This is a genomic window from Bacillus sp. V3B (genome assembly GCF_024494465.1).
GTDB lineage: Bacteria > Bacillota > Bacilli > Bacillales > Cytobacillaceae > Bacillus_BD.
In genome coordinates, this window is the sequence record NZ_JAETXM010000017.1 from 31,641 (window position 1) to 51,991 (window position 20,351).

Consider the following 20,351-nt stretch of genomic DNA (forward strand, 5'->3'; position numbering starts at 1 on the left):
AATACTACAAGAAATGGAATAATAAGACTGCTAATAATGAATTTTTTTGTTCATAAAAAAAAATTTTTTATGAACATTATTCATATTTCTACCTATTTATAAAAAAAGTAATATTACTCTTTTCAAACGATTAGGTCACATGCAAATGGACTTATTTTAGGTTATAATCTTTTCTAAAGTGCCCTTAAATATTATTCCATACCTTTTTGGGTCGCTATTTCAAGAAAAATGATTAAATATAAGGAGGTTTTGTTTTGTCTCTGCTACACTGGGCTATTGTTTCACCATTTATCTTTGCGATAATGGTGCCAATTGTTTATAAGTATTTTCGCAAGATCCACACAGGTTGGTTTATCCTGCCATTGCCCATTCTGTTGTTTAGTTATTTTCTATCCTTTCTATCCAACACAAGAGAAAATCAAGTAACAAGTGAAACTCTCACATGGATTCCCTCTTTAGGAATTGATTTTACCGTAAAAGTGGATGGACTTGGTCTATTATTCACCCTCCTAATCACTGGAATCGGTTCACTTGTCGTACTCTATTCCATTTATTATTTAGGAAAAAATAAAGAAAAGCTAAACACCTTTTACACCTATTTATTACTATTTATGGGTGCAATGCTAGGAGTAGTTTTATCCGACAACTTAATTGTGCTCTATTTATTTTGGGAATTAACTAGCTTCTCATCTTTCTTCTTAATTGGATTTTGGTACGACCGGGAAAAGTCACGTTATGGGGCACAAAAATCAATGCTGATTACCGTGTTTGGTGGCTTATGTATGCTTGGGGGAATCATTCTTCTCTATTTAATGACAGGTACATATAGACTATCAGAAATCATCAGTTTAGTATCACCTGAACTTTTCGAACATTACCTGTTTATTCCTGCTATGATATTCATTTTATTGGGTGCCTTTACAAAATCTGCTCAATTCCCATTTCATATTTGGTTACCTGATGCAATGGAAGCACCTACTCCTGTCAGTGCCTATTTACACTCGGCAACAATGGTAAAAGCAGGAATCTACTTAGTTGCCAGATTCACTCCATTTTTTGGGGAAAGTCCAGTATGGTTTTGGCTTGTTTCTGGTGTTGGACTCTTGACACTATTCTGGGGTTCTTTTAATGCTGTAAAACAAACCGATTTAAAAAGTATTCTTGCGTTTTCAACAGTAAGCCAACTTGGTATGATTATGTCCTTGCTTGGTGTTGGATCTGCTGCTTTACATTTTGAATCGATCCCTGATAGCTATTTCACAGTTGCTACAACAGCTGCGATCTTTCACCTATTTAATCACGCTACATTTAAAGGTAGTTTATTTATGGTCGTTGGGATTATTGACCATGAAACAGGTACACGAGATATACGAAAGCTAGGCGGTTTAATGACCTTTATGCCGATTACTTTTACGCTTTCTATCATTGGCGCTTTTTCAATGGCTGGATTACCGCCTTTTAATGGATTTTTAAGTAAAGAAATGTTTTTCACTGGAATGGTTCGTGTACAGGAAATGGGTCTATTCAATTTAGAGACTTGGGGAATCCTTTTCCCAATCATTGCATGGATTGCTAGTATCTTCACATTCGTCTATAGCATGGTTCTTGTATTTAAACCATTCACAGGAAAATATCAACCAGAAAAACTGGAGAAGAAACCACATGAAGCACCATTAGGAATGCTGATTTCACCGATTATTTTAGCTTCCTTAGTGATTATTATTTTCTTCTTTCCTGACTTGTTGTCAGAGTCAATCATTGCGCCAGCTATGGCATCAATCTTGCCAAGTCTCCTTTCGGGGACAGAAACATTCCATGTTCACATCTCTGCTTGGCATGGATTTACAATTGAACTTTTCATGACCATTGGTGTAGTGGCACTAGGAACGATTCTTTTCCTTACAAGGGAGAAATGGAAACAGGTTTACAACATTTTCCCTGAAAAATTGGCATTCAATCGTTTATACAATGGCCTAATCGAGTCATCTCAGCGTTTGTCACATACTTTTACGAATATGTATATGAATGGATCTATTCGCTCCTATCTTATCTATATATTCGCCTTTTTCACTGTCATCTTAGCAACAACACTTGCTGTTAAGGATGCCTTTACAGTAAATACGACTAATTTAGCACCTATTGGCGTCTATGAAGTGTTGCTGTCGTTGTTAATTGTAATTGGATGTATCGCTATTTTGTTCGCAAAATCTCGCTTAACATCTATTATTTTATTAGGTGCTGTTGGATATACCGTTTCACTCTTTTATGTCCTATTCCGTGCTCCCGATTTGGCCTTAACCCAGCTTGTTATTGAGACTGTTTCGGTTGCCTTGTTCTTGCTTTGTTTCTACCACTTACCGAAAAAACGAAACGAGGAAAGAATTCGTTTTAAATTAACGAATTTACTCATTTCAATTGGAGTCGGTACGATGGTCACGCTTATTGCTCTATCCGCACATAGCAATAAATTATTTGATTCGATCTCTCAGTACTATGTTGAAAATACGTATACAGAAGCTGCTGGAAAAAACATGGTTAATGTCATCCTTGTTGATTTCCGTGGTTTTGATACAATGTTTGAAATTACTGTACTAGCTATCGCGGCCATTGGGATTTTCTCAATGATTAGACTTCGTCTGGCAGGGAGGAAAGAACGATGAAAACAAATGATATTATTCTACAAGCCTGCACAAAAATCGTTCTGTTTATCATTATTCTTTTCTCGGTTCATATGTTTTTCGCTGGTCATTATGAGCCAGGAGGAGGATTTATTGGCGGCCTTATGACGTCAGGTGCACTTGTCTTATTAATGCTGGCGTTTGATATGAGAACCATTAAAAAGATTTTACCGATTGATTATAAAATTTTAACAGCGATTGGCTTATTGTTTGCGGTCGGAACAGCCGCAGGTGCACTGTTTTTCAATGTTCCGTTTTTAACTCATGCATTTGGTCATGTCGATTTACCTATCTTAGGAGATACTTCACTCCATACGGCAACACTGTTTGATTTAGGTGTTTATTTTGTTGTTATTGGTGTGACGATGACCATTATTCAAACGATAGGGGAGGATGGTGAATAATGGAGATTTTAATGGCTATTGTCATTGGCGTGTTATTCATGTCAGCCACTTATTTAATGCTTTCAAAAAGTCTTTTACGTATCATTGTTGGTACGGGACTATTAAGCCATGGCGCCCATTTGTTACTTCTAACGATGGGTGGCTTAAAAAAAGGAGCAGCTCCACTTTTAGGTGAACAGGCTTCCTCCTATGCCGATCCTATTCCACAAGCGCTAATCTTAACGGCTATTGTTATAAGTTTCGGCGTTACCGCCTTTTTCCTTGTTCTTGCTTATCGAACCTATCAAGAGCTTGGGACAGACAATACTGAACGATTGAGAGGAACAGAAGGAAATGATTAATTTTTTAATACTACCGATAATAGTCCCTTTATTGACGGGAATCCTTTTGCTCTTTCTCGCTCGGCATATAACCGCTCAGCGTTGGGTTTCCGCTCTTTCATCACTTGTAACAGTCATCATCTCAGTATTATTAGTCCAAAAGGTACATCTAGACGGGGTTCAAACCCTTAATCTAGGTAGTTGGGAAGCACCTTTTGGTATCACACTTGTTTCAGATATGCTTTCTGCCCTACTTGTGTTGACAACAAGCATTGTTGCTTTTGCTTGTATCATTCACTCCTTTTCTAGTATTGGAAAGGATAGGGAAAAGTTTTACTACTATGCACTCGTGCAATTTTTGATCGTAGGAGTAAATGGGGCCTTCACAACAGGAGATATTTTCAACCTATTTGTCTTCTTCGAAGTGATGCTCATGTCATCTTATGTATTACTTGTACTTGGAGGCACGAAAATACAATTACGAGAAACGATTAAATACATTCTTGTCAATGTCATTTCATCTGCGCTCTTTGTTGTTGCCGTTGGTTACCTTTATTCCGTTATTGGTTCATTGAATATGGCACATATCTCAAGTCGGATTAGTGAAGCTGGACAAACGGGAATTATCACCACGATTGCCATAATGTTCTTAATTGTATTTGGCTTAAAAGGGGCAATCTTCCCATTATTTTTCTGGCTTCCGGGTTCCTATTATGCTCCACCAGCTCCTGTTATGGCTTTATTTGGTGCCCTACTGACAAAAGTCGGTGTCTATTCAATTATGAGAACGTACAGCCTTTTCTTTCATCAGGATCAAGGGTTTACTCACCAAGTTCTTAGTGTACTAGCATTATTAACGATTGTATTCGGAGTTATTGGAGCAATTGCCTATTCGGATATAAAGAAAATCGTTATTTATAATATTATTGCTGCTGTCGGTGTCATATTGTTCGGTTTTGCGGTGATGTCACCAGACTCCCTTTCAGGAAGTATTTATTATATTGTTCACGATATGATTATAAAAGCAGCATTGTTCTTACTCATTGGGATTATAATCAAAATTACGGGAACAAGTGATTTAAATCAATTTAGTGGATTAATTAAACGCTATCCTGGGCTAGCGTGGACCTTTTTTCTTGCAGCTGTTTCTCTAGCTGGTATTCCACCATTGAGCGGTTTTTTTGGAAAACTATTAATTATCCAAGGTGGATTTAGCGAAGGATTTTACTGGGGTGCCGTCATTGTCCTACTATCTAGCTTGCTCATTTTATTTTCCATCATGAAAATTTTTATTAACGGCTTTTGGGGTACTCCACGTTCTTATCAAGGAGAAGATAAGGTTCCAGTGAAAACGTTATTAATCGCACCGATCATACTGGTTATATTATCTGTTTTAATGGGTGTAGGTTCTGAGACGATCTATCCTTATATCTCACAAGCTACCGATACTCTATTAAACCCTGACATCTACATTGATGCCGTAATAAAGGAGTGGTGAGGATGGCATTTCAAATTTCATTAAATTTTTTCTTAGCTTTTACTTGGATGTTTTTAAAAAATTCATATGATCCAATCACATTTTTTTATGGTTTTTTAACAGGGTTGATTATCATTTTTGTTTTTAGACGTTTCTTTTCAGCACGATTTTATTTAAAACCAGTGTTCGCGATCATTCATTTGCTGCTGGTTTTTATAAAAGAAGTTATTCTTTCTAATGTTGCCATTTTAAAGATCGTGTTAAAACCAAAATTCGATATGAAGCCTGGTATTTTTGCCTTACCTATCGAGGTGACAAAAGAATGGGAAATACTTGTTTTATCGAGTATGATTACCTTAACACCTGGTACGCTCGTTATTAAAGTATCTGATGATAATAAAATTTTATATATACATGCGATGGATATTCCTGATGTCGAAGAATCGATTAATGACATTAAGAATTCATTTGAGAGGCTAATCAAGGAGGTGAGTCGATAATGTTGGAAATAGTTGTGAACATCGCTCTCCTAGTTATAGCAATTGCCATGGTTTGCTTAATTTATAGAGTCATTAAAGGACCAACTATGCCGGACCGTGTCATCGCCCTTGATGCAATCGGAATTAACCTTGTCGCCATTATTGCGCTCGTATCCATTATGTTAAAAACGAGTGCCTTTCTCGATATCATTTTACTAGTTGCCATTCTTGCTTTTATTGGTACAGTAACCTTTTCAAAATATCTTGAAAAGGGGGTTATCGTTGAACATGATCGAAGAAATCGTTAGAGTAGTCGTTGTCATTCTGATTATTGTTGGGGCATTTTTAAATTTGGTATCTGCAGTTGGTGTACTTAGACTTCCTGATGTATATACAAGAAACCATGCAGCATCTAAAGCAGCAACACTTGGTATTGTATCCATTTTACTTGCAACCTTCCTCTATTACTACGTTGAGGTTGGACATTTCAATGCAAGATTGATTCTTGCGATGGTGTTCCTCTTTATTACTTCTCCTGTGGCGGGACATCTTATTAATAGAGCCGCTTATAACTCAGGAGTTAAATTATGGGACAAAAGTGTACAAGATGATCTAAAAAAAGAGATGCAGCAGAATAGTAAACCTAAACGAATGAAACTTAGTAAGTAATAAAAGACCAGATAGACTATTAACCTCTATCTGGTCTTTTGCTATGTATCCTTCATTTGATTAACGATAGATCTTTATTTAGTAATAATTCCTATTGTACAGCGTGAAATACAGATTAATTGATCCCTTTCATCCTTAATTTTAATTTCCCATACCATCGTCGTTCTCCCTCTATGGATCACTTCACCAACAGCTGTCACGATTCCATCTCTTTTTCCCTTCACATGGTTGGCATTAATCTCGAGTCCTACGGTCGCTTCTGTTTCTTTATCAATCATTTCAAAAGCACCTACGCTCGCAACCGTTTCAGCTAAGGCTACGCTTGCACCACCATGTAAGAGTCCAAATGGTTGACGTGTTCTGTCATCCACCGGCATGGTGGCCACTACTCTTCCCTCTTCGATTTTGATTAATTCAATCCCCAAGGAATGGAGTAACGTCTTTTCTAGATTCATCTGATCATCCCCTCCCCATAACACTTATAATAAAGAGTAACCGTATATCCTTTCTATATATTCTATTTCCACGCCAAGCTATTTTACACCTCTTGTAACGTCTTTAAATCTTTATTAAACATAGGAAAGGCAGTATCATTCATATAGTAAAAAGGAATAAATAAAAACGTGAAAGGGTGAAGAAGTATGTACCCCTATAATCTAGCTTCACACCATTACTATCCCCCTCACATTCATTATCAACATGCCTATCCCACTAATCCCTATTACCCAGCCTACTCTCCATACCGCAATGTTCCCAAAGTTGACCCCACTATGTTTATGAATTCAGCACGACAAACGAAAGGATTACTAAAGAATGCAGATTTGATTTTGGAAAAGTTAGCCCATTCACAACAACTTTCATTGGATATCATGAATGCTGCGCAGGAATCTAAACATGATAAAGTAAATGAATTGATCAAATCAACCGGAATAGAAAAAATTTCAGAAGTTTCCTACACGCCAAATGGCTTAATTATAACCTTTACTGATAAACCAAATAATATCGACTGCTGTCATCTCATTCTAAAAGTCCGCTGGGCTATGCCTTAAAGAAGAATATAAGGTTTATTTCTTTTGAATTTCTCCTTTCATGTTATCTATGATTTTCAACCATTATATCCAAAATTTATTAAAGAAAGGAAAATTACTAAAAAAAACTCTCAATATGAGAGTTTTTTAGTAATAGGGACTACCGTAATATGGTGGATACATTGGATATGGTTGATAATAAACTGGTGGATATGGATACAGGTACGGACGTGGACGCAGATTCGTCAATGCTCCGCCTAAAAACCCTCCCAATAATCCACCGACAAACGGAGCCGCAAAGAATACTCGTTGATCTTGATGAGAATTTCTATATCTATACACTCGGATTTACCTCCTTATTTATCCTGCATACTACTTCATATGCAAGCAAGAACCATTTCGAGTGGGCAAGCGTCTAACCTACGCTAAAAGATTTAGTCGCATTACCTAAAAAAGGCCCTAGCTATGCAGCGTAATAAAAAGTCACTTTCTAAAAACATGAATAAATATTATAAGAAAAGTCACTTTCCTTGACTACATCATCTATTTAACTGATATAGTTAAAGTGATTGCAGCTGGAGGTGTTTACCTATGAATGGATTGCTCCAAAAAATACTTAAAAAAGATAAAAAAAGAAAAATTGAATTTTGTCAAAATAATCTTGATAAATTTATAGATAAAGAATCCATTCCTCTTTTTCAAACATTTATCAATAGTGAACATGTTTCCATGAAAGAATATACATGCTTAAGTGAGTGTGAACTATGTGCAGCGAAACCTTATGCAAAAGTAAATGGAGAAATAGTTAGTGCAGAAAATTCGAAGGAACTTATAGACAAGCTAAAGCTTATATAAAGAAAAGGAGGAAAATTAGCTCCTCCCCCTTCTTCCTATTATTTGTTTGTTTCAAACCGCTCAACAAGCAAAGCTAATGTTCTAGTCATTACGCCGGTTGCACCTGATGGTCCTAGATTGCTCACCTTTTTAGTCGTCGCTGTCCCTGCAATGTCAAGATGAACCCATGGAGTATCTTCAGCAAATTCTCCGATAAACGCACCAGCCATAATTGCGTGCCCTTCACTACCTGGAGAGTTGTTCAAATCAGCAATTGGACTATTCCTTACTCGCTCTTTATCACGTTCAAAAATCGGCAAACGCCATATTGGCTCCCCTGCCTCAAAAGAAGCTTCCAGTACTTGTTCAAACCATTCCTCATTATTTGTCATGGCACCCGTTGTTTCCGTGCCAAGTGCCGTAATGATCCCGCCTGTTAATGTCGCAATATCCACAAGATAGTTCGCTCCGTGATGCTTTGCATATGTAACCGCATCTGCAAGGACAAGCCGACCTTCTGCATCGGTGTTCAAGACTTCGATGGTTTTACCACTCATTGATGTAATGACATCATCAGGTTTAAAGGCTTGCCCGCTAATCATATTATCAGTAGATGGGATAACAGCAACCACATTTTGTTCTGGTTTCAACTCCCCAATGATTTCCATTGCCCCAAGGACAGACGCTGCACCTCCCATATCGGTTTTCATTCCGACAATTCCAGCCTTCGTCTTGATTGAGTATCCGCCTGTATCAAAGGTAATCCCTTTTCCTACTAGACCAATGACATCTTTCCATTCATCTTTTCCCTGATACTTTAAAACAATCATTTTCGGTAGCTCACTTGACCCTTGATTAACCGCTAATAACGCTCCCATACCAAGCTTTAACATCTCTTCTTTTTCTAAAATTTCAACCTCAAAATCATATTTGGCCCCTAATTCTTTTGCATAATACGCCATATCGGTTGCAGTAAGTAAATTTCCAGGAAGGTTCACAAGCGTACGGGCAGAATTGGTCCCTTTTCCATATGCATCACCAACTGTTAATGAAGCCATGATTTCTTCTTCATCAACCTCTTCAGAATAAACGGCAAGATGATCAATTCTTTTTTCCGGTTCATTTGATTTTTGTTTATACCCTTCAAATTGATAGGTTGATAAAACAAATGCTTCACTTAACGCATGTGCAGCATCCAACGCATCAATGTTTTCGGTAGTAAACGAATCTAAATAAATAGAAGTCTCTTCAAGTTTTTCCTTTTTTATCGTTTTAAAAACAGCTCCATATGCTTCACGAAGTACCTCAAATGAGTAGTTCTTTTCTTTGCCAAGTCCAACAAAATAAAGGCGTTTACTAGCCAGTTGACCAAATGTATGTATTTTAGAAATACTGTTTTTCCGAGCTGATATGTCACCGCTTTTCACTAATTCAGTCAATCCACCAGAAAAAGCTTTATCGACGGGAAATAGATCGCCAGCAAATTTGAGAGGCTTGTCAAACAATCCAATAATCAAGCTTTCATGTGCCACTGCAAACGGCTTTTCTTTATGAACAGAAAACATCGTATTACCTCCTTCATTTCATATCATCATTATAGCCTAAGAAAGAATAAGATTTCGACCTTTGTATTATCTTATAATTACTAGCAAATCTCGCAGCATATTGCTAAAATAAAACATACAAAACATTTAAAATAACAATAGGAAGGTCAAACTAAACATGAATTTGTTAGATAATTTTCCGCTTTGGGCTTCATTGGCAGCGATCTTTTTTGCCCAATTTGTTAAAGTCCCCATTCAGTTTATTGCCACAAAAAAGCTCGACTGGTCATTGCTTACAAGTACAGGCGGCATGCCAAGCTCCCACTCAGCAGCAGTTACAGCCTTGTCAACAGGGGTCGCCCTTGAAACAGGCTTACATTCGCCTCTATTTGCCGTCTCAGCCGTATTCGCCATTATTACAATGTTTGATGCATCAGGGGTCAGAAGACAGGCCGGAGAACAAGCCATCGTTCTTAATCAATTGGTTGCAGACTTTAATAAACTTTTTGAAGATGCCATGAGCTGGCAGCAAAAACCTCAGCATGAAAAACAGAAGGAGTTAAAAGAGCTTCTTGGCCATAAACCGATCGAAGTATTTTTTGGTGGCTTAACCGGCATCATCCTAACGTTAGTTTTACACTATTTCTTCCAGTGATAACAACATGAGATATAACCAAGCGAATCATTAAGAAAGCAAATCCTTTTAGAGGATTTGCTTTCTTAATATCTATCAATTTTGCAAGAGTACTCCTTCTTCAAATATTCATTAGAAAATGAAGTGTAGGAAGCCTTTATACATTATTTCCGTTCTGTTTTCATATATTGTTGGCGGAATACTTGCATGGATTCGGCTTCATTTAACACCTTCAATTCACTTTCTGTTAAGGTACCGTCGCCCATTTGGATCACATATACATCAAGTTCCTTTTTTCCCCATTCGTTATATACATCGTCGACTGTTTCATAATAAAGATCCACTCGATTTCCTTTTATGGCACCACCCTTATCGGCAACAACACCAAACCCATAACCAGGAATAAAGAGAATCGTTCCAATTGGAAATACATTTAAGTCAGCCGCTACTGTCGAATATAAATCCCTTTTCACTACTACACCCGAATAAGTAATCCCGTATTCAGGGTGATTCGGATCTTTTCCAGTTGATTCATATCCTGCTGTATAGCCGGTAGCCAAGACTTTATGAATCGGATATTTTGACCAATCAAATTCATTTTCAAGTGTTGGCAATTCTGCTGCCACTGCTTCAGTTGGTTCTACTACTGCATTTACCATACGTTGGATAGATTCAAATGCAACTCCACTTGACTTCACCGTATGATTAAGATAAGAATGATCAGAATCTTGCTTTATATTTTTATAAATACTAGTTATTACAGATTTTACTTCCACCCCAGATATGGACTGAAATGTTGTCATAAGAGCGGCCATAAATAAAATAGACATTGCAAAACGAGTGGTAATCTTTTTCAATCTTTTCATCTATCATTCATTCCTCCCAAAACTATTCATTTCCTTTGGTGAAGAAAATTATGCATGAATAGTAAAAAGAGGAAGTAAGAAATTTTTTTAAAAAGCGACTCACACATTCTACTATGATTAAAAACCTCCGCATATGCGAAGGTTCTTTGTTAAAACATTTGGTATCCTTTTTTGCGGAGTGCTTTAATCGTGACGCCTGCCACAATCGATCCCCCCCAACCGCAAGCTAAAATTAAAATATCAGCCATAGCTAAATTTGATAATCGTGAAAAAAGATCTGAAAAGGATGGTCTACTATTTGTAAAATATTCAACAAATCGGACCTCATCTACAATAAAGATCGCAATAATTGGATAAATAATAGCCATAATCCAAGACATTCGTAATAACATATTAAGAATAAAACCAATTCCAAAAAATAACACAAAAAATAGGAGCATCGATATGACCAACACTACAATATTCATTTGCATCTAGAACTCCCCCTCCCCTGTCCAACACTATAAGTGTACTGAATGTTACAAAAGTCGTCAAAATTTTAGAACACTAATCTCTATTATTATGGTTGTTGTTGCTTTAAAAACCTTTGTTTTATGCGAGCATTCAGTTATTCGCGGAATAAAACACATGCTCACATACATCAAAATCCGTTTTTTAGGAAATGATCATTACATGAACAAAGCAAAAAAATAAAAATATGTAGCGAGATTTTTTCCAATACAGTCATCAAAAAGAGGACAAAAAACTTATCCCCCCTTAGATCCATTATATTAGCTTAAATCTACCTTTTTTTAATATTAGTGAGGATCCACCAATCATGTAAAGGGCACGATTATCAATCATCTTCTTCATAAAAAGTGCCTTCGCCCCCGTTATATTCTTACCATAGACAGTGCCGACTGCACTTTCTTTTCCTAACGAACAAATAATCCCTCTAATATGGGGAACAAACGTCTCAAGTTCTGTTTCGTTATGGATAAGAGAAACAATATTTCTCGCACAAGTAATCCCTTGCTGTAAAGCAATTTGAGCTGTTGGCGAGTAAGGAGTTCCCTTTTTTTCATCTATTACTAAAGAACAGTCGCCTATAATGAAGAGGTTATCACTCTCTGGTGCTCTTAAATCAGGCTCTACTTTTACGCGACCTTTCATTGTTTCAATTCCTGAACCTTCAATGATGGAATTCCCGCGTACTCCTCCAGCCCAAATAACGGTTCCTGCTTTTACTTCCTTGACCTGTTCTTCATCTTTTTTACCAATAAGCACACCATCTGGCGTACATTCCTTAATGCGTATCCCAAATATAAATTGGACCCCTTTTCCTTCTAAATAGGATACCGCATACTCCGAAAGGCTGCGATCAAAATCTGAAAGAGCGTAAGAGGATTGGATACAAATAAGCTTCACTTTCTCTTTACCTACACGATATTGACGACAAAGCTTCGGGATTCGATCCGTTAGTTCACCCAGGAATTCCATTCCGGTCAGACCGGCCCCACCAACTACAATCGTTAATTTCTCATCACCTTTTTGATAGGAAGCAAATTGACTTTCAATATGGTTGCTAATTCTTCTTGCCGCGTTGATGCTTGAAATGGAGAGAGTATTTTCCTTTATCCCTTTTACTCCAAGTGTTTCTTGCTGACCACCTAAAGCCATAACCAAGTAGTCATAGGAAATTTCATTCTCTTCTAAAATAACTTTTTTCTCTTCTCTTCTAATTTGAATGACCGTATCTTGAATAAATTGTACTTTATCATGATCAATGATCTTTTTAATATCAAAACGAACTCGGTTAGGATGTAAATTACCTGCAGCAGCTTGGTGCAACCATGTTCTTTGGTAATGATAGTCATGTTTATTAACTAATATAATATCCGCTTCACCTGCACCAAGTTCTTTCTGCAATGTCACAATAGTCATTAGTCCACCAAAACCGGCCCCAAGAATTACTATTTTTGGCTTTTTCAACTTAACCCTCCTTTGGATCGTTCCATCGTCTCTTGTTGTTTGATTTCACTGTATTTCTATTTTAATGTAAAAAGCGTCAGATTTTAAATTTTGTGATGGTTTTCTTTATAAATTATATTACTAAAATGATAAAGTTCACAAAACCTTTAAAAACTCTTCTTATTTTTCTAATATCCCTTTATAAACTATATTTGTTTTGTATAGAAAACTTCTAGTTTTCTTCATTTATCGTCTCATATTAAAATCGTTTAAATCATAGATTATAATAATAACTTTATTTTAAAATGTATATTTTTTAAAAATTCAAAAATATTGGAAATTCAATATTCACGTTATTATATTGAGTATATATACGCAGTATAAAGGGGGGTTTTATGAGTTGAAAAAAGATCAAAAAGTTTATGATATTACCATAATAGGTGGAGGACCGATTGGATTATTTACTGCTTTTTATGGCGGTATGAGGCAGGCTTCTGTTAAGATCATTGAAAGCTTACCACAATTAGGAGGTCAATTATCTGCGCTGTATCCTGAAAAGTATATATATGATGTTGCTGGTTTCCCAAAAGTACGGGCAAAAGAACTCATTGATAACTTAAAGGAACAAATGTCTAAGTTTGATCAAGCAGTTACTCTTGAACAGTCCGTTGAAAAAATTGAAAAACAAGAAGACGGAATATTCAAATTAACAACGACTGAAGAGATTCATTACTCTAAATCACTCATTATTACGGCTGGAAATGGTGCTTTCCAACCGCGCAGACTTGAAATTGAAAATGCTGAACAATTTAAAAACAGGAACCTTCATTACTTTATTGATGACTTAAATAAGTTTGCCGGTAAAACAGTCATTGTTTTTGGCGGTGGCGATTCCGCAGTTGACTGGGCTTTAATGCTTGAACCAATTGCAGAGAAAGTAACAATCGTCCACAGACGTAATAAATTCCGTGCCCATGAACATAGTGTCGAAAATCTACAAAATTCGAAAGTTGATATTAAAACACCTTATGTACCGGCTGAATTAATCAGTGATGAAAATAGAATTACACAAGTCTTAATTAGTGAAGTGAAAACAGAAGAAAAAGTTGCCATTGATGTCGATGATGTCATTGTCAACTATGGATTTGTTTCATCACTAGGTCCCATTAAAGAGTGGGGCTTAGAAATCGAAAAGAATTCGATTGTTGTCAATTCTAAACAAGAAACAAATATTCCAGGAATTTATGCGTGCGGAGATATTTGCACATATGATGGAAAAATAAAATTAATTGCCAGCGGCTTTGGTGAAGCCCCTGTTGCCATCACCCAAGCTAAATTATATGTGGATCCAACTGCAAAAAAACATGTACCGCACAGCTCAGATCTGTTTAAATAAAAGGCTGCGTTAAATAATCATGTTGATGGTCAAATGTCCTTTGGTATACGCGTCCATTAAGTGATTCATACTGAATCAAACACATGGGCACATACACCAAAGGACATTTATCAACTATAATCTTTAACACAGCCAAATAAAAAAGAACCTTTGTGCGCTTCCTGCTAAAAAAGCTAACTTCAAAAGTCAGCTTTTTTCTAAATTGTCGAGAAACCCTTTCAGTTCTCAGAAACTTGAATGTTTTTCATATAAAGCAGACTTCCATCAGTGGGGGTTTTTCTTCATCCCCACTGATGATTAGTCACGCGGAGCCTGATTGGCTTTTTTAAGAGTTGAAGCTCTTAGAAAAGACCTTATCGCACTTATCGGACCTTTACGAGCAGTTAATCTCCCACTTATCTTCTTTGTTATACCCTGAATCTTGAGGTGGGGATTTTACTGCCCGTTAAGAGTGGGGTAAAATAGTGAAAAATAGTTGAGCAAATTTCATCTTTAATACACATCACGTTGGTAACGCCCTTGCTTTTTCATATCATTTAGATACGCTTCGGCTGCTTCACGGGTCATCATACCTTCTTTTTCAATAATGTCAATAAGCATGTTGTGGACATCCTTCGCCATCTTTTGCTTATCTCCACAAACGTAGAAGTATGCTCCATTTTCTATCCATTCAAACAATTCTTTGCTGTTTTCAAGCATTTTATTCTGTACATATACTTTTTCTGCTGCATCACGGGACCATGCAGTCTCTAATTTTGTCAGTACTCCATCTTTTTGATATTTTTCTAATTCATCTTGATAAAGGAAATCCGACGCTGCATGCTGGTCTCCAAAAAACAGCCAGGATCTTCCCGTTACTTTAGTCACTGCAAGCTCTTCAATAAAGGAACGGAATGGTGCAATGCCTGTCCCAGGACCAACCATAATAATATCTTTATCCCCCGACTCTGGCAGATGAAAATGTTTATTTGGTTGAACAAATACTGGAAGCGTATCTCCTTCTTGACTACGTTCCGCAACTAAAATAGAACAAACACCTTTCCGATCACGTCCGTGAGCCGTGTAACGTACAGCTCCAATCGTTAGATGCACTTCACCAGGATTAGCAGTAATGCTGCTTGCAATTGAATAGAGACGCGGTGGCATTTTTCTTAAAAGAGACACAATTTCTTGGGCAGAAGCCTTCCATGGACCGAATTCACGTAACATATCAAGCAAATCACGTCCATCGCAATATTCTTTCAAATTATCTGCATTTTCAGCCAACAAAAGCGCTTGCATTTTTTCGTTTTCTGTAAATTTCGCTGCTTGCTGTAAAATCTTTTTAGTCAATAGCGTAATTTCAAAGTACGATGTTAGCGCTTCTTTTAAAGGAAGAGTTTCGCCTTGCTTATTGATTGTAACAGCCATTTCCGGATCCCATTTTAGTTCATCAAGAAGGGCAGCTACTAGTTCTGGATCATTTTGAGGGATAACACCAAGGGCATCACCTGGGACATAGGAAAGACCTGACCCTTCTAATGATAACTCGATATGCCTTGTTTCTTTGCTAGAGCCAGATCCATTTAAATTTATATTTTTGAGAACCTTCGCTTGAAATGGATTTGTCCTTGAAAATGTTGTTGGCACCTTTTTGTCCTTTTTTGTATTTTCAGGATTTACTACATTAGTTTGCATAATCTTCACCTCAAAAAGTTATATAAAAATAGGATAACACAGAATGAGAAAATCAGACATGTTTTTTTGCCATTCGCAATAATTGGTATTAGTTAATTGATAATTTTCTTGCAACAACTAGGTCAATTTCTTTTTCTATTGTTAATTTCTGATATTCCTTTTGATTAGATATTTTGCCAAAGTGTTTTTTCTAATTTGCTTATTTAATGATAAAAAAGCCCCTCAAATAGTTATGGCATTAACTACCGAGGCGGCAGATCATTCACAACCTTGATTTAAGGCTTTAAGGGGTTTCTAGTATACATTTTCATGATAGTATACACTTAAAAAACCCCTTTAATTCATAACCTTAAAACAAGCTTATCCTTTCTAACAATTTTCTGGTGTTCCTGATGCTTCTGCTGTACGGAATGAAGAACCACAGCCACAAGTAGCAATGGCATTTGGATTCTCAATCGTAAACCCGCCGCCCATCATCGATTCTTTGAAATCAATAACCGTTCCATTCAAAATAACAGCATCTTCTTTTTTCACAACCACTTGAATTCCTTGCTGATCGAATTGTAGATCATCCTCTTCGACATCTTGCACAAATCCCATCCCATAAGACAATCCACTGCAGCCTCCACCTTTAATGGCAACTCGAAGAAAAGATCCTTCCTCCTCGTTTTGTTTCATCATATCTTTTATTTGAAGAGCTGCGGCTTCGGTAATCTTAACTGTTTCGCTCATTTTATAGCCTCCCTTTTACTTTTCTTTATTATATACACTTCATCAATTCCTCTCAACTGAATGAACTTATCGAATAACCCAAATTGATAGTCCATATTTCCTAAACTGCGTTATAATAGATACTACAGTATTCTATTTCTTATTTATTCTGAGGTGATTTAATTGGCTGAACTTGAGGCTCTATTTGACAAAAAATGTACATGCACCATGTGTGAGCACTCTTTTACTACAAAAAAAATACGCTCCCGATTCGTAAAATTATTACATACCGATACAGATCTATGTCCAACTTATTCTCCTCCTGAAAATAACCCGGTGTACTATCATATTTTAGTTTGTCCCGCATGTGGTTATTCTTTCTCAGATGACTTTTCTCCTTATTTTCCTCCTGGTACAAAAGAAGTCATTCAAGAGAAGGTTTGTTCAAACTGGACTCCGCATAGCTTTTCCAATAAACGAACGATAGAAGATGTGATCCAAACATACAAGCTCACTGTTTATTGTGCAACGCTAAAAAAAGAAAAACATGTGGTTAAAGCCGGAATGTATATGCGACTTGGATGGCTTTACCGCTCCCTTGGGAACAGTGAGCAAGAGCAACGTTTTATGAAGCTAGCCATTCATGAATACGGTGAAACTTATAGCACACAGGATTATCAAGGCACTCAAGTTTCTGAAGTTCGTATCCTATACTTATTAGGCGAATTATCTCGGAGAACTGGAGATATTAAGGAAGCAGGAAAAAGTTTTTCGAGAGTTATTGAACAACAGAGTAGAACAACCGAAAAAAACATTGTCGAAATGGCAAAAGAAAGATGGCGTGAAATAAGAGAATCAAGAGGCTCATAAAAAAACAAAGACTGACTAAATCCAAGGTTCTGATCTACTTTACTTTTGGCTCATATAATAACGGTTGAAAAAAAATGGGTGTATAAGGGAATACGTTTTATTCATCTACATAACGTCACTCCCCTATACACCAAAGATCTTTATTTCCATTAAAACCTACAATTAGAAAAGAGGGTTCTCTTCTAAAAACTGATATATTTTTTCTACGAGCTGTTCAGGTGTTTCCCCTGTCACAATTTCACCATTTACAAGAGCATATAAGGAATGTCCACATTTTCCGCAAGAACCAAGACAACCATATTCAATAATATCTAAATTAGCATCTTTTTCTAACTTTTCTCTCGCTATTTGTGCACCATTGGCTAAATTGCTAATACAAAATTCAATTATAGGCTTTATCATCTATTTCTCACCTCTTACTTATAAACTATATTACTTATTTTCCACCGTCAGTTTAAATCATACACTAATTATCAGCATTCCGAGATTTTGATCTTTTTACTAAACCTTTATTATTTATCATGTTACAATATACTTTGTCAATAAATATACCTATAACTGTTGTTATTTCGTCACAATTTAGATATACTTTTGATATATGAGAAGTCGATGAATTGTTTTTTAAAATAATTTCGAAAACGCTTTTAGGGACTTATCTTTAGAGGTATATATATCTATCCAATCGGATAATATTTTATTACTCTGAAGCATTAACTTATTATCCTATTAGGTTATAGAATTACTTCGTTTATCGACCAAATAAAAATTGAGATTACTATAGTAGATGAATGAATGAAGAAAAAGGGGAAGTTGCTATGAAAAACTTGGTCGTACTTGGTGGGGGATACGGTGGAATGCGAGTTCTAGCCCGTTTGCTACCAGATCAATTACCGAATAACATGTCCATTACGTTAATTGACCGATTACCCTATCATTGTCTTAAAACGGAATATTATGCACTTGCTGCCGGAACGATATCGGATCAAGATGTACGTGTCACTTTTCCAGATGATCCAAGATTAAAAATAATCTATGCGGAGATTGATAAGATCAACCTTGAAGAGAAGAAAGTGATTCTTTCTGGTGCAGAGCCGGTTTCTTATGATGACCTTATTATTGGGTTGGGTTGTGAAGATAAATATCACAATGTTCCTGGTGCTAAAGAATTTACCTATAGTATTCAAACCATTGATCAATCACGTAATACATATCAAGCTTTAAATAACCTTCCCCCTGGATCAGTTGTATCGATCGTTGGAGCTGGATTGAGCGGAGTCGAACTAGCTTCAGAACTGAATGAAAGTCGAAAAGATTTAAAGATTAAATTGTTTGATAGAGGAAACTATATTTTATCTGCTTTTCCAGAAAAACTTAGCACATACGTTCAGAATTGGTTTGATAATCATGGAGTTGAAATTATCAATAATTCAAATATTACGAGAGTAGAAGAGAATGTTTTATATAATCATGAAGCCCCTTCTACATGTGACGCCATCGTATGGACAGCTGGAATCCAACCAAACCGAATTGTCCGTGAACTAAATGTTGAAAAAGATAAACAAGAAAGAATTGTCTTAACCGTACATCATAATATTCCCAACAATGAACATGTCTATGTCGTTGGTGATTGTGCAAGCCTTCCACATGCACCAAGTGCCCAACTTGCAGAAGGTCAGGCAGAACAAATCGTGCAAGTGCTCTTAGATCGATGGAATGGTAAAGAATTGCCTGAATCGTTACCAACCATTAAACTTAAAGGCATTCTAGGTTCACTTGGGAAAAAACACGGTTTTGGACTTGTAGCTGAGAAACCAGTAACTGGAAGAGTCGCACGCTTATTAAAATCAGGAATACTCTGGATGTATAAATATCATCGGGGATAATAAAAAAGTCCGCAATTGAGTTGTTAATTGCGGACTTTTTTCTACCTTAATTCGCTATATATCCATACTTTTCTAGCTCAGCATAAATCGTTTTTAAACGTGCATTACCTTCTCCAACTATCTTATCTTCAACTAGAATAACTGGATAAAACATATCCTCATCAATGACTTTTTGAGCGAATTTTTTCTTTTCTTCATCTTCAATTGGTCGATAAATATCAGTGTAGGTGAATTCAAATGCTTGATTTGGATACTTGCGACTGATGGCAGCTTGAAGCCATTCATATGTTTCAATCGAAGAAGGCATATTAACACAACTTGCACAAATTTGTTCTGCTCCAAATATAGATATTTCAACAACTTTTTGACTCATATTATTCTCCCTCTCTTATAGACTACCATCATCATATTATAACCGTTTCTTTATGACAAAAACTTAATTCAGTAAAATGGAGTTTAATGGATATTGGTTCTCATTTGTAGCTTTTTTTACTTTTACTGATTATAATATTAATATGTATAAGAAAGGAGAGGATAACTATGTCAGAACAAACTATTTATACTCAAGTTATGGAAGTATTAGATAAATTACGTCCATTCCTTCTTCGTGATGGAGGAGATTGTGAACTAGTAGATATAGAAGATGGAATTGTTAAATTACGTCTTCTAGGAGCTTGTGGAAGCTGTCCAAGTTCAACTATTACATTAAAAGCGGGAATCGAACGTGCCCTCATTGAAGAAGTACCAGGAATTGTAGAAGTGGAACAAGTATTTTAAATAAAGGCTTTGTTCATGATTCATGTTGAAATATTGTCTTTGGAATATGTGGGTACGCATTTGATTCGAATGAATAACTTAATCCACGCGTACTTCAAAAGCAATAAGAGCATCAACAATGTTGTTTAACATAGTCTAAATAAAAGACGTAAGT

At 36.3% G+C, this 20,351-nt stretch carries 24 protein-coding genes; 14 read left to right on the forward strand and 10 right to left on the reverse strand.

The annotated features are described in order from the left end of the window. Positions 1-254: 254 nt before the first annotated feature. Genes JMM81_RS16635 through mnhG form a run of 7 tightly spaced genes read left to right on the forward strand, consistent with a single transcriptional unit; the run spans position 255 to position 6,027 of the window. Positions 255-2,660, forward strand: coding sequence for a Na+/H+ antiporter subunit A (locus JMM81_RS16635; RefSeq protein WP_256242684.1), 2,406 nt, complete (start codon positions 255-257; stop codon positions 2,658-2,660). Then, on the forward strand, positions 2,657-3,082 hold the full coding sequence (locus tag JMM81_RS16640) for a Na(+)/H(+) antiporter subunit B (protein WP_256242685.1): 426 nt from the start codon (positions 2,657-2,659) through the stop codon (positions 3,080-3,082). The genes JMM81_RS16635 and JMM81_RS16640 overlap by 4 nt, the downstream gene beginning before the upstream one ends. Then, positions 3,082-3,423 carry a Na(+)/H(+) antiporter subunit C gene (locus JMM81_RS16645; protein ID WP_256242686.1) on the forward strand — a complete coding sequence of 114 codons (342 nt, stop codon included), beginning with the start codon at positions 3,082-3,084 and terminating at the stop codon, positions 3,421-3,423. The genes JMM81_RS16640 and JMM81_RS16645 overlap by 1 nt, the downstream gene beginning before the upstream one ends. Further along, positions 3,416-4,900 carry a Na+/H+ antiporter subunit D gene (locus tag JMM81_RS16650; protein WP_256242687.1) on the forward strand — a complete coding sequence of 495 codons (1,485 nt, stop codon included), beginning with the start codon at positions 3,416-3,418 and terminating at the stop codon, positions 4,898-4,900. The genes JMM81_RS16645 and JMM81_RS16650 overlap by 8 nt, the downstream gene beginning before the upstream one ends. A 2-nt stretch (positions 4,901-4,902) precedes the next feature. After that, on the forward strand, positions 4,903-5,379 hold the full coding sequence (locus JMM81_RS16655; RefSeq protein WP_256242688.1) for a Na+/H+ antiporter subunit E: 477 nt from the start codon (positions 4,903-4,905) through the stop codon (positions 5,377-5,379). A 47-nt stretch (positions 5,380-5,426) separates the two neighbouring features. Continuing rightward, positions 5,427-5,666, forward strand: a complete 240-nt coding sequence (locus tag JMM81_RS16660) for a Na(+)/H(+) antiporter subunit F1 (protein ID WP_375162406.1) — start codon at positions 5,427-5,429, stop codon at positions 5,664-5,666. Next, on the forward strand, positions 5,647-6,027 hold the full coding sequence (gene mnhG / locus JMM81_RS16665) for a monovalent cation/H(+) antiporter subunit G (RefSeq protein WP_256242726.1): 381 nt from the start codon (positions 5,647-5,649) through the stop codon (positions 6,025-6,027). The genes JMM81_RS16660 and mnhG overlap by 20 nt, the downstream gene beginning before the upstream one ends. A 74-nt stretch (positions 6,028-6,101) precedes the next feature. On the opposite strand, the gene JMM81_RS16670 is transcribed toward mnhG, so the two are convergent. Continuing rightward, entirely contained in the window at positions 6,102-6,482 is a 381-nt protein-coding gene (locus JMM81_RS16670; protein WP_256242690.1) for a hotdog fold thioesterase, read from the reverse strand. A 315-nt stretch (positions 6,483-6,797) separates the two neighbouring features. Here JMM81_RS16670 and JMM81_RS16675 point away from each other — a divergent pair, with 315 nt between their 5' ends. Continuing rightward, on the forward strand, positions 6,798-7,076 hold the full coding sequence (locus tag JMM81_RS16675; RefSeq protein WP_256242691.1) for a YuzC family spore coat inner layer protein: 279 nt from the start codon (positions 6,798-6,800) through the stop codon (positions 7,074-7,076). 126 nt (positions 7,077-7,202) lie between these two features. On the opposite strand, the gene JMM81_RS16680 is transcribed toward JMM81_RS16675, so the two are convergent. Beyond that, entirely contained in the window at positions 7,203-7,397 is a 195-nt protein-coding gene (locus tag JMM81_RS16680) for a hypothetical protein (RefSeq protein WP_256242692.1), read from the reverse strand. A gap of 249 nt (positions 7,398-7,646) precedes the next feature. On the opposite strand from JMM81_RS16680, the gene JMM81_RS16685 reads away from it, so the two are divergent. After that, positions 7,647-7,910 (forward strand): DUF1450 domain-containing protein, encoded by a 264-nt coding sequence (locus JMM81_RS16685; protein WP_256242693.1) that lies wholly within the window; start codon positions 7,647-7,649, stop codon positions 7,908-7,910. Between the two features lie 38 nt (positions 7,911-7,948). On the opposite strand, the gene JMM81_RS16690 is transcribed toward JMM81_RS16685, so the two are convergent. After that, entirely contained in the window at positions 7,949-9,454 is a 1,506-nt protein-coding gene (locus tag JMM81_RS16690; RefSeq protein ID WP_256242694.1) for a leucyl aminopeptidase, read from the reverse strand. 157 nt (positions 9,455-9,611) lie between these two features. On the opposite strand from JMM81_RS16690, the gene JMM81_RS16695 reads away from it, so the two are divergent. Beyond that, positions 9,612-10,088, forward strand: coding sequence for a divergent PAP2 family protein (locus JMM81_RS16695; RefSeq protein ID WP_256242695.1), 477 nt, complete (start codon positions 9,612-9,614; stop codon positions 10,086-10,088). 143 nt (positions 10,089-10,231) lie between these two features. Here the strand turns inward: JMM81_RS16695 and JMM81_RS16700 are convergent, their stop codons facing one another. The 3 genes from JMM81_RS16700 to JMM81_RS16710 all read right to left on the reverse strand — a co-directional run bounded on the left by JMM81_RS16700 (position 10,232) and on the right by JMM81_RS16710 (position 12,904). Beyond that, positions 10,232-10,933: a 3D domain-containing protein gene (locus tag JMM81_RS16700; protein ID WP_256242696.1), complete on the reverse strand. Its 702-nt coding sequence runs from the start codon at positions 10,931-10,933 to the stop codon at positions 10,232-10,234. Between the two features lie 149 nt (positions 10,934-11,082). After that, complete coding sequence (locus tag JMM81_RS16705; RefSeq protein ID WP_256242697.1) at positions 11,083-11,406, reverse strand: YuiB family protein; 324 nt, start codon at positions 11,404-11,406, stop codon at positions 11,083-11,085. A gap of 292 nt (positions 11,407-11,698) precedes the next feature. Further along, complete coding sequence (locus JMM81_RS16710; RefSeq protein WP_256242698.1) at positions 11,699-12,904, reverse strand: NAD(P)/FAD-dependent oxidoreductase; 1,206 nt, start codon at positions 12,902-12,904, stop codon at positions 11,699-11,701. 379 nt (positions 12,905-13,283) lie between these two features. Between JMM81_RS16710 and JMM81_RS16715 the strand changes: the two genes are divergently transcribed. Continuing rightward, a complete protein-coding gene (locus JMM81_RS16715) occupies positions 13,284-14,279 on the forward strand; it encodes an NAD(P)/FAD-dependent oxidoreductase (RefSeq protein WP_256242699.1) in 996 nt (331 codons plus the stop codon). A gap of 492 nt (positions 14,280-14,771) precedes the next feature. On the opposite strand, the gene JMM81_RS16720 is transcribed toward JMM81_RS16715, so the two are convergent. Together JMM81_RS16720 and JMM81_RS16725 are read right to left on the reverse strand one after the other, a co-directional pair. Beyond that, positions 14,772-15,965, reverse strand: coding sequence for a sulfite reductase subunit alpha (locus tag JMM81_RS16720; RefSeq protein WP_375162405.1), 1,194 nt, complete (start codon positions 15,963-15,965; stop codon positions 14,772-14,774). A gap of 360 nt (positions 15,966-16,325) precedes the next feature. Further along, the gene (locus tag JMM81_RS16725) at positions 16,326-16,688 is read right to left on the reverse strand and encodes a HesB/IscA family protein (RefSeq protein WP_256242701.1); all 363 of its coding nucleotides are present in this window, start codon (positions 16,686-16,688) and stop codon (positions 16,326-16,328) included. A gap of 162 nt (positions 16,689-16,850) precedes the next feature. Between JMM81_RS16725 and JMM81_RS16730 the strand changes: the two genes are divergently transcribed. Beyond that, positions 16,851-17,537, forward strand: a complete 687-nt coding sequence (locus tag JMM81_RS16730) for a DUF2225 domain-containing protein (protein WP_256242702.1) — start codon at positions 16,851-16,853, stop codon at positions 17,535-17,537. 162 nt (positions 17,538-17,699) lie between these two features. On the opposite strand, the gene JMM81_RS16735 is transcribed toward JMM81_RS16730, so the two are convergent. Beyond that, positions 17,700-17,939 carry a YuzB family protein gene (locus JMM81_RS16735; protein ID WP_256242703.1) on the reverse strand — a complete coding sequence of 80 codons (240 nt, stop codon included), beginning with the start codon at positions 17,937-17,939 and terminating at the stop codon, positions 17,700-17,702. Positions 17,940-18,352: 413 nt separating this feature from the next. Here JMM81_RS16735 and JMM81_RS16740 point away from each other — a divergent pair, with 413 nt between their 5' ends. Continuing rightward, positions 18,353-19,420, forward strand: coding sequence for an NAD(P)/FAD-dependent oxidoreductase (locus JMM81_RS16740; protein WP_256242704.1), 1,068 nt, complete (start codon positions 18,353-18,355; stop codon positions 19,418-19,420). 46 nt (positions 19,421-19,466) lie between these two features. Here JMM81_RS16740 and JMM81_RS16745 read toward each other — a convergent pair whose 3' ends face one another. After that, positions 19,467-19,793, reverse strand: coding sequence for a YuzD family protein (locus tag JMM81_RS16745; protein ID WP_256242705.1), 327 nt, complete (start codon positions 19,791-19,793; stop codon positions 19,467-19,469). Between the two features lie 167 nt (positions 19,794-19,960). Here JMM81_RS16745 and JMM81_RS16750 point away from each other — a divergent pair, with 167 nt between their 5' ends. Beyond that, entirely contained in the window at positions 19,961-20,197 is a 237-nt protein-coding gene (locus JMM81_RS16750) for a NifU family protein (RefSeq protein ID WP_256242706.1), read from the forward strand. The last annotated feature ends 154 nt before the right edge of the window (positions 20,198-20,351 follow it).